This window comes from Mycobacterium paraense, assembly GCF_002101815.1.
GTDB classification, from domain to species: domain Bacteria; phylum Actinomycetota; class Actinomycetes; order Mycobacteriales; family Mycobacteriaceae; genus Mycobacterium; species Mycobacterium paraense.
The window spans coordinates 1-12,835 of record NZ_LQPM01000038.1 but is presented as its reverse complement, the minus strand read 5'-3'; the positions used below and the strand labels follow the sequence as shown (position 1 = coordinate 12,835).

14 protein-coding genes are annotated in these 12,835 nt (G+C 68.9%); 6 read left to right on the top strand and 8 right to left on the bottom strand.

What is annotated here, in order from left to right; translation table 11 throughout:
• Positions 1–77 precede the first annotated feature (77 nt).
• Genes AWB89_RS24630 through AWB89_RS24615 form a run of 4 tightly spaced genes read right to left on the bottom strand, consistent with a single transcriptional unit; the run spans position 78 to position 3,260 of the window.
• A complete protein-coding gene (locus tag AWB89_RS24630) occupies positions 78–893 on the bottom strand; it encodes a Cof-type HAD-IIB family hydrolase (protein ID WP_085177229.1) in 816 nt (271 codons plus the stop codon).
• Between the two features lie 23 nt (positions 894–916).
• Positions 917–1,702, bottom strand: a complete 786-nt coding sequence (locus AWB89_RS24625) for a lysophospholipid acyltransferase family protein (RefSeq protein ID WP_085177227.1) — start codon at positions 1,700–1,702, stop codon at positions 917–919.
• A 16-nt stretch (positions 1,703–1,718) separates the two neighbouring features.
• A complete protein-coding gene (locus AWB89_RS24620; RefSeq protein ID WP_085177225.1) occupies positions 1,719–2,486 on the bottom strand; it encodes a lysophospholipid acyltransferase family protein in 768 nt (255 codons plus the stop codon).
• Between the two features lie 3 nt (positions 2,487–2,489).
• Positions 2,490–3,260 carry a lysophospholipid acyltransferase family protein gene (locus tag AWB89_RS24615; RefSeq protein ID WP_085177223.1) on the bottom strand — a complete coding sequence of 257 codons (771 nt, stop codon included), beginning with the start codon at positions 3,258–3,260 and terminating at the stop codon, positions 2,490–2,492.
• Between the two features lie 67 nt (positions 3,261–3,327).
• On the opposite strand from AWB89_RS24615, the gene AWB89_RS24610 reads away from it, so the two are divergent.
• From AWB89_RS24610 to AWB89_RS24600, 3 genes are all read left to right on the top strand, one after another.
• Positions 3,328–4,068 carry an aminoglycoside 3'-phosphotransferase gene (locus tag AWB89_RS24610; protein WP_085177222.1) on the top strand — a complete coding sequence of 247 codons (741 nt, stop codon included), beginning with the start codon at positions 3,328–3,330 and terminating at the stop codon, positions 4,066–4,068.
• Between the two features lie 61 nt (positions 4,069–4,129).
• Positions 4,130–5,680 carry an MBL fold metallo-hydrolase gene (locus tag AWB89_RS24605; RefSeq protein ID WP_085177220.1) on the top strand — a complete coding sequence of 517 codons (1,551 nt, stop codon included), beginning with the start codon at positions 4,130–4,132 and terminating at the stop codon, positions 5,678–5,680.
• On the top strand, positions 5,677–6,009 hold the full coding sequence (locus tag AWB89_RS24600) for a hypothetical protein (RefSeq protein WP_085095252.1): 333 nt from the start codon (positions 5,677–5,679) through the stop codon (positions 6,007–6,009). Before AWB89_RS24605 ends, AWB89_RS24600 begins: the two co-directional genes overlap by 4 nt.
• On the opposite strand, the gene AWB89_RS24595 is transcribed toward AWB89_RS24600, so the two are convergent.
• The gene (locus tag AWB89_RS24595) at positions 6,006–7,568 is read right to left on the bottom strand and encodes a phytoene desaturase family protein (RefSeq protein ID WP_085177218.1); all 1,563 of its coding nucleotides are present in this window, start codon (positions 7,566–7,568) and stop codon (positions 6,006–6,008) included. The genes AWB89_RS24600 and AWB89_RS24595 overlap by 4 nt on opposite strands.
• 66 nt (positions 7,569–7,634) lie before the next feature.
• Entirely contained in the window at positions 7,635–8,252 is a 618-nt protein-coding gene (locus tag AWB89_RS24590; protein WP_085177216.1) for a TetR/AcrR family transcriptional regulator, read from the bottom strand.
• Between the two features lie 89 nt (positions 8,253–8,341).
• On the opposite strand from AWB89_RS24590, the gene AWB89_RS24585 reads away from it, so the two are divergent.
• A complete protein-coding gene (locus AWB89_RS24585) occupies positions 8,342–8,830 on the top strand; it encodes a DUF2834 domain-containing protein (RefSeq protein ID WP_085095254.1) in 489 nt (162 codons plus the stop codon).
• 3 nt (positions 8,831–8,833) lie between these two features.
• Here the strand turns inward: AWB89_RS24585 and AWB89_RS24580 are convergent, their stop codons facing one another.
• Complete coding sequence (locus AWB89_RS24580) at positions 8,834–9,403, bottom strand: class I SAM-dependent methyltransferase (RefSeq protein ID WP_085177214.1); 570 nt, start codon at positions 9,401–9,403, stop codon at positions 8,834–8,836.
• Positions 9,404–9,457: 54 nt separating this feature from the next.
• On the opposite strand from AWB89_RS24580, the gene AWB89_RS24575 reads away from it, so the two are divergent.
• Positions 9,458–10,198 (top strand): AraC family transcriptional regulator, encoded by a 741-nt coding sequence (locus AWB89_RS24575; RefSeq protein ID WP_085177212.1) that lies wholly within the window; start codon positions 9,458–9,460, stop codon positions 10,196–10,198.
• Here the strand turns inward: AWB89_RS24575 and serS are convergent.
• A complete protein-coding gene (serS, locus tag AWB89_RS24570) occupies positions 10,195–11,454 on the bottom strand; it encodes a serine--tRNA ligase (protein ID WP_085095260.1) in 1,260 nt (419 codons plus the stop codon). The two genes, AWB89_RS24575 and serS, sit on opposite strands and share 4 nt — an antisense overlap.
• A 112-nt stretch (positions 11,455–11,566) precedes the next feature.
• On the opposite strand from serS, the gene AWB89_RS24565 reads away from it, so the two are divergent.
• Positions 11,567–12,835 (top strand): septum formation family protein (locus AWB89_RS24565; RefSeq protein WP_085095262.1); only part of this gene is annotated, 1,269 nt, incomplete at its 3' end.

Below are 12,835 nucleotides of genomic sequence, written 5' to 3'. Positions count from 1 at the left end.
ACACCCCACCCGGGGGTTCTCCTCACATCAAGCCGACACGCCTGCTACCAACGTCCTGACCGAGTACAGCTAGCGCTTCAGAGCCACCAGCGCTCCAGCACCCGGCCGACCCCGTCGTCGGTGTTGGGCGCGGTGACCTCGTCGGCGGCGGCCACGACGTCGGGATGCGCGTTGCCCATCGCCACCCCGAGGCCGGCCCAGCGCAGCAGCGGGATGTCGTTGGGCATGTCGCCGAACGCCACCACGTCGGCGCTGGTGATCCCCTGTGGTTTGGCGATCTCCTCGACGCCGCTGGCCTTGCTGATCCCGAGCGGCACGATCTCCACCAACCCGTTATCGGTGGAATACGTGATATCACCCTCGATGCCAACGTGTTTGGCCAACGCGGCGGCCATGTCCGAGCTGCGGGCGCCGGCCTTGCGGATCAGCAGCTTGATCGCCGGGGCGCTCAGCAGGTCGGCGATCGACACCTCGGTGTTGTCGGGATTGAGCCACGCGTGCTCATAGCCGGGCGAGCTGATGAATTGCGGGGTGGCCGTGTCGTGGGCGCGTTCGCCGATCCGCTCGACGGCCAGTCCCGCGCCGGGGATGACGCGCTGCGCGAGCTCGGCCAATTCGGCCAGGGTGTCGACGGCCAGCGTGCGCGAGGACAGCACCCGGTCGTTGGCGGGGTCGTACAGCACGGCGCCGTTGGCGCACACCGCGACCGGCGCGAAGCCGAGCGCCTCCACGACCGGGCGTATCCAGCGCGGCGGCCGGCCGGTGGCCACGACGAATTGCGCGCCGCCGGCGACCGCGGCACTCACGGCGTCGCGGGTGCGCGGGCTAATGGTTTCGTTTTCGTCGAACAGGGTGCCGTCGACGTCGCAGGCGATCAGCGCCGGCAAGGTCATTGAAGAGGGTCCGCCTTCGCCTCTCAGTGGATTCCGCTTTGGGTCTGGCCCGGTCGCGTCACACCGTCGCTACCGTACCGCTGAATCCGCTCCTGCAATTCGGCCAACCGGATGGCCCGGGAATCGTCCTGAGTCGGCGCGCCGCCACCCAGGCGCCGCGGCACCCAGAACTCGCCCTCCGGGTGTGGGTACTCCTCCTGCACCCGGTACAGCATCGCGTTCATCGCCTGGCGCACGGCGGCGATGAGCTGCTCGGCGTTGCCCTCCGGCGCCAGGGGGCGCCCGGCGGCCACGGTGATCGGAACCTTGTTGCGGAACACCTTCTTTGGGTGATCCTTGGGCCAAATCCGATGCGCACCCCAGACGATCATCGGAATGATCGGCACCCGGGCGTCCAGCGCCATGCGAGCCGCTCCCGACTTGAACTCCCGGAGTTCGAAGCTGCGGCTGATGGTGGCCTCGGGATGCAGCCCGACGAGTTCGCCCTCCCGCAGCTTCTGCACGGCCACCGCGTAGGCGTCCTGCCCCATCCGACGGTCCACGGGAATGAGCTGGCAGTGCTTGATCACGAAGTTGACGGCCTTCACGTCCGCCATCTCGGCCTTGATCATGAAACGCAGCCGTCGCTTGCGCTCGTGGGCGGCCATACAGGCGGGCATCCAGTCCAGGTAGCTGGTGTGGTTGAGGGCGATCAAGGCGCCGCCGCGGCCGGGAATGTTCTCGAGGCCTTCGAATTTCAGCTTTGTTCCGTTCATCGCGACGACCGCTGGAACAACCATCTCTGCGAACCGGAAGAACGGCTCTGCCATGTTCCTCTCCTTCCCCCTACCGCGATCGATGCGGGGTACGGTGGGCGGCCCTCTTGGCCGACCTTGCCGCCGCCTCGTCGGCCTCTATCTGCGCCGCCTCCGCCATGGTCGGCGCCGCGCCGCCCAGCCGCCGCGGCACCCAGTAGGCGCCGGCGGGGTGCGGATACCGCTGCTGCGCCTGGTGCAACAGCGCGGTCATCGATTCTCGCAGAGCGGCCGTGGTGGAGGCGACGTCCCCGGCCGCCCGCACCGGCTCGCCCACCTGCACGGTGACCGGCAGCTTCTTGCGGCCGATCTGGCGGGGATGGTCCTTGGTCCAGATGCGGTGGGCGCCCCAGACGATCACCGGGACGATCGGCACGTCCGCCTCGATGGCCATCCGGGCCGCGCCGGTCTTGAACTCCTTGAGCTCGAAACTGCGGCTGATCGTGGCCTCCGGATACACACCGACCACCTCGCCCTCGCGCAGCCGCTGCACGGCGACCGCGTAGGCGTCCGCCCCGGCGCCGCGATCCACCGGAATGGTCCGAGTGTGCTTGATCAAAAAATTGACCACCTTCACTTGCTGCATCTCGGCTTTGATCATGAATCTAAGCCGACGGCGCCGCCGATGCACAGCTAATGCGGCAGGCAAAAAATCGACGTAGCTGGTGTGGTTGATCGCGATCACCGCGCCGCCCCTGTCGGGGATGTTCTCCTCGCCGCGATAGGTGATGGGTGTGCCGGTGACCAGCACCACGAGCCGGGCCACGATCTCGAGGGCGCGAAAGGTCGGCTCCGCCATCGGCTACTGCTCCGGCGGCCCGGGGGCTCGGGTGCGGCGGGCCGCCCGCGCGGCCGCGTCCTCGGCGTCCATGCGGGCCGCCTCCGCGAGCGACGGTGCGCTGCCGCCGAGCCGGCGAGGTACCCAGAACTCCCCGGCCGGATGGGGCCCATACAGTTCTTGCGCCCGTTCCAGCAAATGCTGCATCCGCGAATGCAGGAGGCCCTTCAACTCCTCGATCGCCAGCGTCGGTTCGATCGGCTCGCCGACCAGGACGACGATCGGCACCTTGGGACGCCACAGCTTCTTGGGGTGGCCCTTGGTCCAGATTCGCTGCGCACCCCAGACGATGTGCGGCACGATCGGCACCCCGGCCTCGACCGCCATCCGGGCGGCCCCGGACTTGAACTCCTTGATTTCGAAGCTGCGGCTGATCGTGGCCTCGGGGTAGACGCCGACCAGCTCGCCGTCCTTGAGGTTTCGGACGGCGGCCTCGTACGACGCCGCCCCGTCCTGCCGGTCCACGGGGATGTGCCGCAGGCTGCGCATGATCGGGCCGGTGATCTTGTCGTCGAACACCTCTTGTTTGGCCATGAACCGGACCTTGCGCCCCAGGCCCTGCTTGTATGCGGGCAGGCCGGCGAAGGTGAAGTCCAGGTAGCCGGTGTGATTGATGGCGATGACGGCGCCGCCGCTTTTCGGTAAGTTCTCGACGCCCGAGACTGTGATCTTCAGACCCTGAATGCGCCAGATCAAGCGGGCAAGCTGAATGATCGTCCCGTATACCGGTTCCACAGCACTTCAGCCTAGTGCTCCCCACTGTGAGCCGCCTGAAGCGCCTGAAGCGCCGAGAGAGGCCGCCTTGTCCGTCCCCGACCCGCCGCCGGCGGTGCCTGCGGTCGTGCGCCGCTTCGCCGCCGGCCGGCCCGTGCGGGCGGTCTGGGTCAATGAGCTGGGCGGCGTCACCTTCCGCGTCGGCCACGGGCCTTCCGGTGCGGAATTCATCAAGGTCGGCGACGCGGAGGTGGACGACTTCGCCGGGGAAGCGGAAAGGTTGCGCTGGGCGGCGCGCTACGTGGCCGTGCCGCGGGTGCTGGCTTGGGGCATCGACGGCCGCCGCGCGTGGCTGCGTACCGCCGCGCTGCCCGGCCGGTCGGCGGTGGACCCGCACTGGCTGGCGGCACCCCAGGTCGCGGCGCGAGCGATCGGTGCCGGCCTGCGGGCGCTGCACGACCGGATGCCGGTGAGTTCCTGCCCCTTCGACTGGTCGGTCGGCGCCCGGCTGGCCAGGCTGAGACCGCCCGCCCGCGCGGCCCTGGCCCAGCCGCCACCGATCGAGCGGCCGGTGGTGTGCCACGGCGACGCGTGCGCGCCCAACACGCTGATCGACGACGACGGCCGCTGCTGCGGACACGTCGACTTCGGCAGACTCGGCGTGGCGGATCGGTGGGCCGACCTCGCGGTGGCGACGCTGTCCCTGGGCTGGAACTACCCCGGCCGCTGGGAGGAGGTGTTCTTCGCCGCCTACGGTGTCGCGCCGGACGCGGAGCGCATCGACTACTACCGGCGGCTGTGGACGGCCGAAGATGCGGCCTCGCGCTAAGCTCGGGGGCTGACACGGCCGTCAACCGTCGGCACGCCCCCCATGTCCCCGAAAGGTATCAGTGCAGGTCACGAGCGTCGGCCACGCCGGATTTCTGATCGAGACCCACGTGGGCACCGTCCTTTGTGACCCCTGGGTCAATCCGGCCTACTTCGCGTCCTGGTTTCCCTTCCCGGACAACAGCGCGCTGGACTGGGACCGGTTGGGCGACTGCGACTACCTGTACGTCTCCCACCTGCACAAGGATCACTTCGACGCGAAGAATCTGCGCGAGCACGTCAACAAGGACGCCGTGGTGCTGCTGCCCGACTTCCCGGTGCCCGACCTGCGAAACGCGTTGCAAACACTCGGGTTTCATCGCTTCTACGAGACCACCGACTCGACCAAGCACCGGGTCGGCGGCCCCAAGGGCGACCTCGACATCATGATCATCGCCCTGCGCGCCCCGGCCGACGGCCCGATCGGCGACTCGGCGCTGGTGGTTTCCGACGGCACCACAACGGTTTTCAACATGAACGATGCCCGGCCGTTGGACCTGGACGCGCTGGACACCGAGTTCGGCGGAGTGGACGTTCACCTGCTGCAGTACTCCGGGGCGATCTGGTACCCGATGGTGTACGACATGCCGGCCCGCGCCAAGGAGTCGTTCGGCAGCCAGAAGAGGCAGCGCGGGATGGACCGCGCCCGCCAGTACATCGCGCAGGTCGGGGCGACGTGGGTGGTGCCGTCGGCGGGGCCGCCCTGCTTTCTTGACCCCGAGTTGCGCCACCTCAACGACGACCGCGGCGACCCGGCCAACATCTTCCCCGACCAGGTCGTCTTCCTGGAGCAGATGCGCACGCACGGGCAGGAGGGTGGCCTGCTGATGATCCCCGGATCGACGGCGGACTTCACCGGCGCGACGCTGAACTCGCTGCAACACCCGCTGCCGGCCGATGAGGTGGAGGCCATCTTCACCACCGGCAAGGCGGCCTACATCGCCGACTACGCCGAGCGGATGGCGCCCGTGCTGGCCGCGGAGCGCGCCGGTTGGGCGCCGGCCACCGGCGAGCCGCTGCTGGACCAGCTGCGCGCGCTGTTCGAGCCGATCATGCTGCAAAGCGACGAGGTCTGCGACGGCGTCGGCTACCCCGTCGAGCTCGTCATCGGTCCCGAGACGGTGATTCTCGACTTCCCGAAAAGAACGGTGCGCGAACGCATTCCGGACGAGAAGGTCCGGTACGGTTTCGCCATCGCGCCGGAGCTGGTGCGCACCGTGCTGCGCGACCGCGAACCCGACTGGGTCAACACCATCTTCTTGTCCACGCGTTTCAAGGCGTGGCGCGTCGGCGGCTACAACGAATACCTGTACACGTTCTTCAAGTGCCTGACCGACGAGCGGATCGCCTACGCCGACGGGTGGTTTGCCGAGACCCACGACGACTCTGCATCGATCACCCTGGACGGCTGGGAGATTCAGCGCCGCTGTCCCCATCTCAAGGCCGACCTGTCGAGATTCGGTGTGGTAGAAGGCAACACGTTGACCTGTAACCTGCACGGCTGGCAGTGGCGGCTGGACGACGGCCACTGCCTGACCGCCCGGGGCCACCAACTGCGGAGCGCCAAGAAATGAACGCCAGTTACGACGACGGCCTGGTCCAGCTGGACCGCGCGGCGATCACGTTGCGCCGCTACCACTTTCCTTCCGGAACGTCCAAGGTGATCGCGCTGGACAGCATCCGCGGGTACAAGACCGAGGCGTTGGGCATGTTCATGCAGCGGTTCCGCATTTGGGGGAGCTCCGACTTTCGCCGCTGGCTGCCCCTGGACATACAGCGGCCGTTCAAGTCGACGCTGATCACCCTCGACGTGCCGGGGACCTGGCCCAGCCCGGCGTTGACGCCGGACCGCCCGGAAGAGTTCACCGCGCTGCTGGACGAGCTGCTGAGCGAGCGCGGCTAGCGCCCCAGATCCTCCAGCGCCGCGCGGCCGGCGTTGTAGCCCGGAATGAAGGTGATGCCCGGCCCGCCGTGGCACCCGGCGCCGCCGAGGTACAGCCCCTTGATCGGAATCGGCTGGCCAAGAAAGCCTTTGGGCCCGGGCCGATTCGGCCCTATCTGGTCCGAGCTCAGCAGCCCGTGGCAGTAGTCGCCGCCGGGGGCGCCGAACATCACCCCCATGTGCCTGGGCGTGAAGGTGGTGTGCCGGATGATGCTGCCCTCGAAGTTCGGCGCCAACCGGGTGATCTTGTCGATCACCCGCTGGCCCATCTCGACCTTCGTCTGGCCATAGTCCGCGCCGCCTTCGATCGGGAACCACAGCGCGAACGCCGACGCCGCGTGCTTGCCCTCGGGCGCCAGGTCCGGGTCGTTCTGCGACGGGATCTGCAGGACGACCGTCGGGTCGGCGGGCACGATCCCGCGGCGGGCGTCCTCCCACTGCTGCTGGACTTCCTCCGGCGTGCAGAACAGGCCGATGGACGCCTGCATGGCCGGCTCGTTGAGCGCCTCGTACGGCGCGGCGAACTTCGGGGCCTCTTCCAGCGCGAAGTGCATCTGCAGGTAGCTGCCGCGGTGGTCGATCCCCGCGTACCGCTGGCGGATGTCGGCGGGCAGCGCGGCGGCGTCGATCATCTCGTTGAGCGTGACGTCGGGCGCCAGGTTGGAGACGACGATCGGCGCGGCCAGCGTCTCCCCCGCCTCGGTGCGCACCCCGGTGACCTTGCCGTCGGCGACCAGGATGTCGGTGACCTTGGTGCGCAGCCGCACTTCCCCGCCGAGGCTTTCCAGCAGCTTGGCCAGGTGGGCGGTCAGCGCGCCGATGCCGCCGCGCAGCTTCTTCATCTGCATGGTGTCCCCGTCGGGCACGCCCAGCCCGAAGGCCAGCGCCGCCGCGCTGCCCGGCGTGGCCGGCCCGCGGTAGAGGGTGTTGACGGCCAGCACGGTCATCGAGCCGCGCAGCGCGCCGTGTTTCTCGCGGTCCGGCAGGTAGCGGTCCAGCACGTCGGTGACGGATCCGAACAGCATGTCGTCGATGGCCGAGCGTTCGAATTCGTTGGTGGCGCAGGCATACATCTCGTCGAAGGTTTTGGGCGGGGTGCCCGCCTCGAACCGGCCCAGCGCCCGGGTGGGCGCCTGGCTCCAGGCCATCAGCCCCGCCATCCCGTTGACGGCGTCCGCCCCGTGCACCTCGTTGAGGTGGGTGAACAGCTTCACCGGGTCGCTGTACTGGATCAGCGGATCGTCGCCGACGCCGCGCACCGCGACCGACATCACCTCCAGGTCGAGGGTCTCGAGGGTGTCGAGGCCTAATTCCTCGACCACCACCGCGGCGGTGGGGAACTGCACCGAGCCGGCGATCTCGAAGTGGTACCCGTCGAAAAGCTCGACCGTGGAAGCCATCCCGCCGGCATAGAGCTTGGAGTCCAGGCACAACGTCCGCAGCCCGGCCTTTTGTAGCAGCACCGCCGCGGCCAACCCGTTGTGGCCCGCGCCGATGACGATCGCGTCGTATTCAGTCATGTCCCTGCCCTCCGGAAAGGAGGCTGGCACGGCCGCCAAGTTTTGTCAATTGTGACGAAACTTCTCTCAGGCCCCGGCCGCCCAGGCGTCGGTGATCCCGGCCCGCAGTTCCTCCAGCGCGACGTGGGACACCCGCGCCAGCTCGCCCAGCGACCGGTCCTCGCCGAGCATCCAGAATTCCATCGCGCCGAAAACCGCCGCGGCGATGCAGCGCGCGGTGACAGCGGCGCGTAGTCGGGCATCCGGCGTCGCGGCCGCGGCGCAGCTACGCCGGTGCAGTTGCTCTTGGATAGCGTTGGCGAAGTCGGCCTGCACTTCCTGGATGTGTCGGACGATGCGGCCGGGATCGATCTCGCCGCCACGCAGCGCCGCGATCTTCGTCACGGCCTCAACGTCATACGGGAACGAGAAGACTGCCGACTGCACCGAGTCGATGATCGGCTCGTCGGCCGGCCGGGCGTCCAGCGCGGCGCGAAACCAGTTCAATCCGGTGTAGTCGGCAAACAGCAGGTCGTGCTTCGAGCGGAAGTGGCGATAGAAGGTGCGCAGCGACACCCCGGCGTCCGAGGCGATCTGCTCGGCCGAGGTTTCCTCGACGCCCTGCGCCAAGAAGCGCACCAGGGCGGCCTGGATCAGCGCGTCGCGGGTGCGTTCGCTGCGCGCCGTCTGCGCGGGCCGGACCATGCTCAGTAAGGTACCCCCTTCGCTGCACCACCCATCCGCGCGTTGTGTCAATATTGACAAAACTTCGGAGCAAGAGCGACACTTCGGCCATGATCTGGCTTTACATCCACGCAATCCTCGGGATCGCCGTCATCGGTTGGATAATCGCATCGAACCCGAAGATCTACGCCAAACCGGCCGACGGGCCGTGGTTCTCACCGCTGGAGCTCGTGTACTACGCGGCCGGTATCGCCTCGATCGTGCTGGGCTGGTACTTCAACATCCACTTCGTGCTCGCCGCGCATGGCGAGGGCAGCATCGTCTCGGGGCCGGCCAGCTACCCGCACTTCCTGGCCCAGCAGTTCGGCAATCCGGCCGCCGGCTCGGGCAGCCAGGACTACATCATCTCGAATGTCATTCTGCTGCCGGTGTTTACGATCGTCGACGGCTACCGGCGCGGCGTCCGGCGCCCGTGGCTGTTCTTTCTGGCCAGCTTCTTCACCAGCTTTTCCTTCCCACTGGCCTGGTACTTCGCCACGATGGAGCGGATGCGCCGGCACGCGAAATCCTCGCCGGCACCCGCGACCGTCGACGCGTAGGCCTCAGACCGGTTTGGTGGCGCGCCACCGCTGACGGCCGCCCGACACGTCGATCCGCACGTCGGCGAACCCGGCGTCGGCCAGCCGCCTGCCCAAATCCTTCGGCGGCACCGGGTTGTAGGTGTCATTGATGTGGAGCAGCCGGAACGTCAGCGACGGCACGCCGTCGCTGCCGGCGAAGACGCCGCCGGGCCGCAGCACCCGGAAGGCCTCGCCGAACAGCCGGTCCTGCAGCCGCGCGTCGGGGACGTGATGCAGCATCGTGAAGCACACCACCGAGCTGAAGTGGTCGTCGGGCAGCCGGGTGTCGGTGCCGTCGCCGTGAATGATGCGTGCCCGGTCGCCGTAGCGCCGATTCAGCCGATCGGCCATCGCCGCATCGACCTCGACGGCGGTCAGCGATTCGGCCCGCTCCAGCAGAGCGCACGTCGTCGCGCCGTACCCCGGGCCGATTTCCAGTGTCCGAGAACCTAATTCGACGTCACCCAGCACCCAGGGCAGCAGCCGGTCTTTGACCGCCTCCTGCCAGCCCGTCGAGCTGCAACGCCACCGGTGCACAAGATTCATCGCCATATCGGCAACGCTAAGCGTTCCCCCGGTTGCGGGCTTCCGATATTCTGCCGTGATATGTCGGAAATCGGCCAGCCCGGGCTGGTGACGTCATCCCTGTCGCTGCCGCCGGGCGCGCGGATCCAGCGCCACCGACACCACCTGCACCAGATCGTCTACCCCTCCTCCGGGGCGGTCTCGGTGACCACCCCCGCGGGCACGTGGATCACCCCGACGAACCGCGCCATCTGGATACCGGCGGGCGTGTGGCACGAGCACGAGTTTCACGGCCACACCCGATTTCACGGCGTCGCACTCGACCCGCTGCGCCACCGTCGAGGCCCCGCGACACCTGCCGTGCTCGCCGTCAATCCCTTGATGCGAGAACTGATCATCGCGTGCTCGCAATCCGATGCGATCGACGCCGACGAACACCAGCGCATGCTGGCGGTGCTGCACGACCAGTTGCAGACGACGAGTGTCCGTGAGCCCCTTTGGATTCCGACGCCCAACGACAGCCGCCTGCGGCGGGTGTGCGCGCTGATCACCGAGGACCTGGCGAACCCGTCGACGTTGCGGCAACTCAGCAGCCGGGTCGGCGTCAGCCAGCGCACCCTGAGCCGCTTGTTCGCTGACGAGCTGGGCATGACCTACCCGCAGTGGCGCACCCAGGTCCGCCTGCAGCAGGCGCTGATGCTGCTCGCCGAGAACCGGGGCGTCACCGCGGTGGCGCTGGCCTGCGGCTGGGCCACGCCCAGCGCCTTCATCGACACCTATCGGCGCGCCTTCGGCCACACCCCGGGCGGCCGGCGTCCCTAGCCTGCCGGCTCCAGCAGCTCGGTACCGACGAACGGCACCAGCGCAGCGGGCACCCGTACGCTGCCGTCGGGCTGCTGGTGGTTCTCCAGGATCGCCACCAGCCAGCGGGTGGTACCCAGCGTGCCGTTGAGCGTGGCGGCCACCTGGGGCTTGCCATTCGCGTCGCGGTAGCGGGTGGCCAGCCGGCGCGCTTGAAAGGTGGTGCAGTTCGACGTCGACGTCAGCTCGCGGTAGGCGCCCTGCGTGGGAACCCATGCCTCGCAATCGAATTTGCGCGCGGCCGACGAACCGAGATCGCCCGCGGCGACGTCGATCACGCGGTACGGCACCTCGATGCGGGCCAGCATCTCGCGCTGCCAGCCCAGCAGCCGCTGGTGTTCGGCCTCGGCGTCGGCGGGCGCGCAGTAGACGAAGCCCTCCACCTTGTCGAACTGGTGCACCCGGATGATGCCGCGGGTGTCCTTGCCGTAGCTGCCGGCCTCGCGCCGGAAGCACGACGACCAGCCCGCGTAGCGCCGCGGGCCGCCGGACAGGTCGAGGATCTCGTCGGCGTGGTAGCCGGCCAGCGGCACCTCGGACGTTCCCACCAGGTACAGGTCGTCGGCCTCCACCCGGTACACCTCGTCGGCGTGGGCGCCCAGAAATCCGGTGCCGGCCATCACCTCCGGTCGCACCAGCACGGGCGGAATCATCGGGGTGAAGCCGTTGTCCACAGCCAGCCGCAGGGCCAGCTGCAGCAGGCCCAGCTGCAACAGCGCGCCCCGGCCGGTCAAGAAGTAGAACCGCGACCCGGACACCTTGGCGCCGCGCTGCATGTCGATCAGCCCCAGCGACTCGCCCAATTCCAGGTGGTCCCTGGGGTTTTCGATCGCCGCGGGCTCGCCGACGACGTCGAGGACGGCGTAGTCGTCCTCCCCGCCGGCGGGCACCCCGTCGATGATGACGTTCGAGATCGCCATGTGCGCCGCGGTGAACGCCGCCTCGGCTTCGGCCTGGGCGGCTTCGGCCGCCTTCACCTGCTCGGCGAGCTCCTTGGCACGCGCCAGCCTGGCCGGGCGTTCGTCGGGCGACGCCGACCCGACGCTCTTGCTGGCGGCCTTCTGTTCGGCGCGCAGGTCGTCGGCGGCCGAAATCGCCGAGCGGCGGTTGCCGTCGGCGGTCAGCAACGCGTCCACCAGCGTTGGGTCCTCGCCCCGGCTGACTTGGGAGCGGCGCACGGCGTCGGGGTCTTCCCGGAGCAGCTTCAGGTCGATCACGCGCCTGAGACTACTTTCGCCGCGCCGCGCCGACGCCAGAGCACCCCACCAGGCCAATCCCAGGAGTTGACATCCGCAACTTTTGTCACGCCACTTAGTCGGCCCTGTCAGAATGGAGCCGATGTCGCAAGCGCCCGAAAAGGAAGCCTCGGAAGCCGGGACCACCGCCGGCTCTCCCGGCGACCCCGCGGAACGGCCGGCCGGCTTCGCCTGGCCGCGCGGCTTGCAGGCGACCGCCACCCGGCGCGCGCTGTTGCTCACCGCCCTGGGCGGGCTGTTGATCGCGGGACTGGTCACCGCGATCCCGATCGGCAACGGGCCGGGACGGCTGGCCGGCTACATCAACAGCGAGCCGGTGCCCAGCACCGGAACCAAGAGCGACGCCGCCCTCAACCGCGCCAAGGGCGGCGATTGCCTGACCTGGCCGGACGCCACCCCGGAGTCGGCCTCCATCGTCAGCTGCAGCGACAATCACAAGTTCGAGGTCGCCGAGTCGGTCGACATGCGGACCTTTCCGGGCGCCGAGTACGGGCCGGGCGCCTCTCCCCCGTCGCCGGCGCGGATCCAGCAGATGACGCAGGAGCAGTGCGAGCCCGCGGTCCACAACTACCTGGGGCCCAAGTTCGACCCGGCCAGCAAGTTCATGGTCAGCCTGCTGTGGGCCGGTGACCGCGCCTGGCGCCAGTCCGGCGACCGCCGCATGCTGTGCGGCCTGCAGCTGCCAGGGCCGAACAACCAGCAGGAGGTCTTCAAGGGCAAGGTCGCCGACGTCGACCAGTCGAAGGTCTGGCCCGCCGGCACCTGCCTGGGCATCGACACGGCGACGAACCAGCCGACCGACGTCCCGGTCGACTGCGCCACGCCGCACGCGATGGAGGTCACCGGCACGGTGAACCTGGCCGAGAAGTTCCCGGGTGCCATGCCCGCCGAGCCCGACCAGGACGGCTTCATCAAGGATTCGTGCACCAAGATGACGGACGCCTACCTGGCGCCGACCAAGCTGCGCACCACCACCCTGACGCTGATCTACCCGACCGTGTCGCTGCCCAGTTGGTCGGCGGGCAGCCGCCAGGTCGCGTGCAGCATCGGCGCGACGCTGGGCAACGGGGGCTGGGCCACGCTGGTCAACAGCGCCAAGGGACAGCTGCTCATCAACGGGCAGGCGCCGGTTCCGCCGCCCGACATCCCCGAGGAGCGGCTGACGATGCCGCCGATCCCGGTTCAGGCGCCCAGCCAGCCCACCCAGGCCAGCACCGCGCCCGACGCCATCCCGCCGAACAACCAGCACCTGCCCGGGCAGCAGCCGGCCGTGACGCAACCGCAGGCGCCCGCCACTCAAGCGCCGGCACCCCAGGCGCCGGCCCCGCCCAACCCCCAAGAC

Bases quoted from the DNA above. Each gene is read 5' to 3' on its own strand.
- AWB89_RS24625 (WP_085177227.1), bottom strand. From the start codon at position 1,702: ATGGCAGAGCCGTTCTTCCGGTTCGCAGAGATGGTTGTTCCAGCGGTC.
- AWB89_RS24630 (WP_085177229.1), bottom strand. From the start codon at position 893: ATGACCTTGCCGGCGCTGATCGCCTGCGACGTCGACGGCACCCTGTTC.
- AWB89_RS24600 (WP_085095252.1), top strand. From the start codon at position 5,677: ATGAACGCCAGTTACGACGACGGCCTGGTCCAGCTGGACCGCGCGGCG.
- AWB89_RS24575 (WP_085177212.1), top strand. From the start codon at position 9,458: ATGTCGGAAATCGGCCAGCCCGGGCTGGTGACGTCATCCCTGTCGCTG.
- AWB89_RS24585 (WP_085095254.1), top strand. From the start codon at position 8,342: ATGATCTGGCTTTACATCCACGCAATCCTCGGGATCGCCGTCATCGGT.
- AWB89_RS24620 (WP_085177225.1), bottom strand. From the start codon at position 2,486: ATGGCGGAGCCGACCTTTCGCGCCCTCGAGATCGTGGCCCGGCTCGTG.
- AWB89_RS24590 (WP_085177216.1), bottom strand. From the start codon at position 8,252: ATGGTCCGGCCCGCGCAGACGGCGCGCAGCGAACGCACCCGCGACGCG.
- AWB89_RS24580 (WP_085177214.1), bottom strand. From the start codon at position 9,403: ATGGCGATGAATCTTGTGCACCGGTGGCGTTGCAGCTCGACGGGCTGG.
- AWB89_RS24595 (WP_085177218.1), bottom strand. From the start codon at position 7,568: ATGACTGAATACGACGCGATCGTCATCGGCGCGGGCCACAACGGGTTG.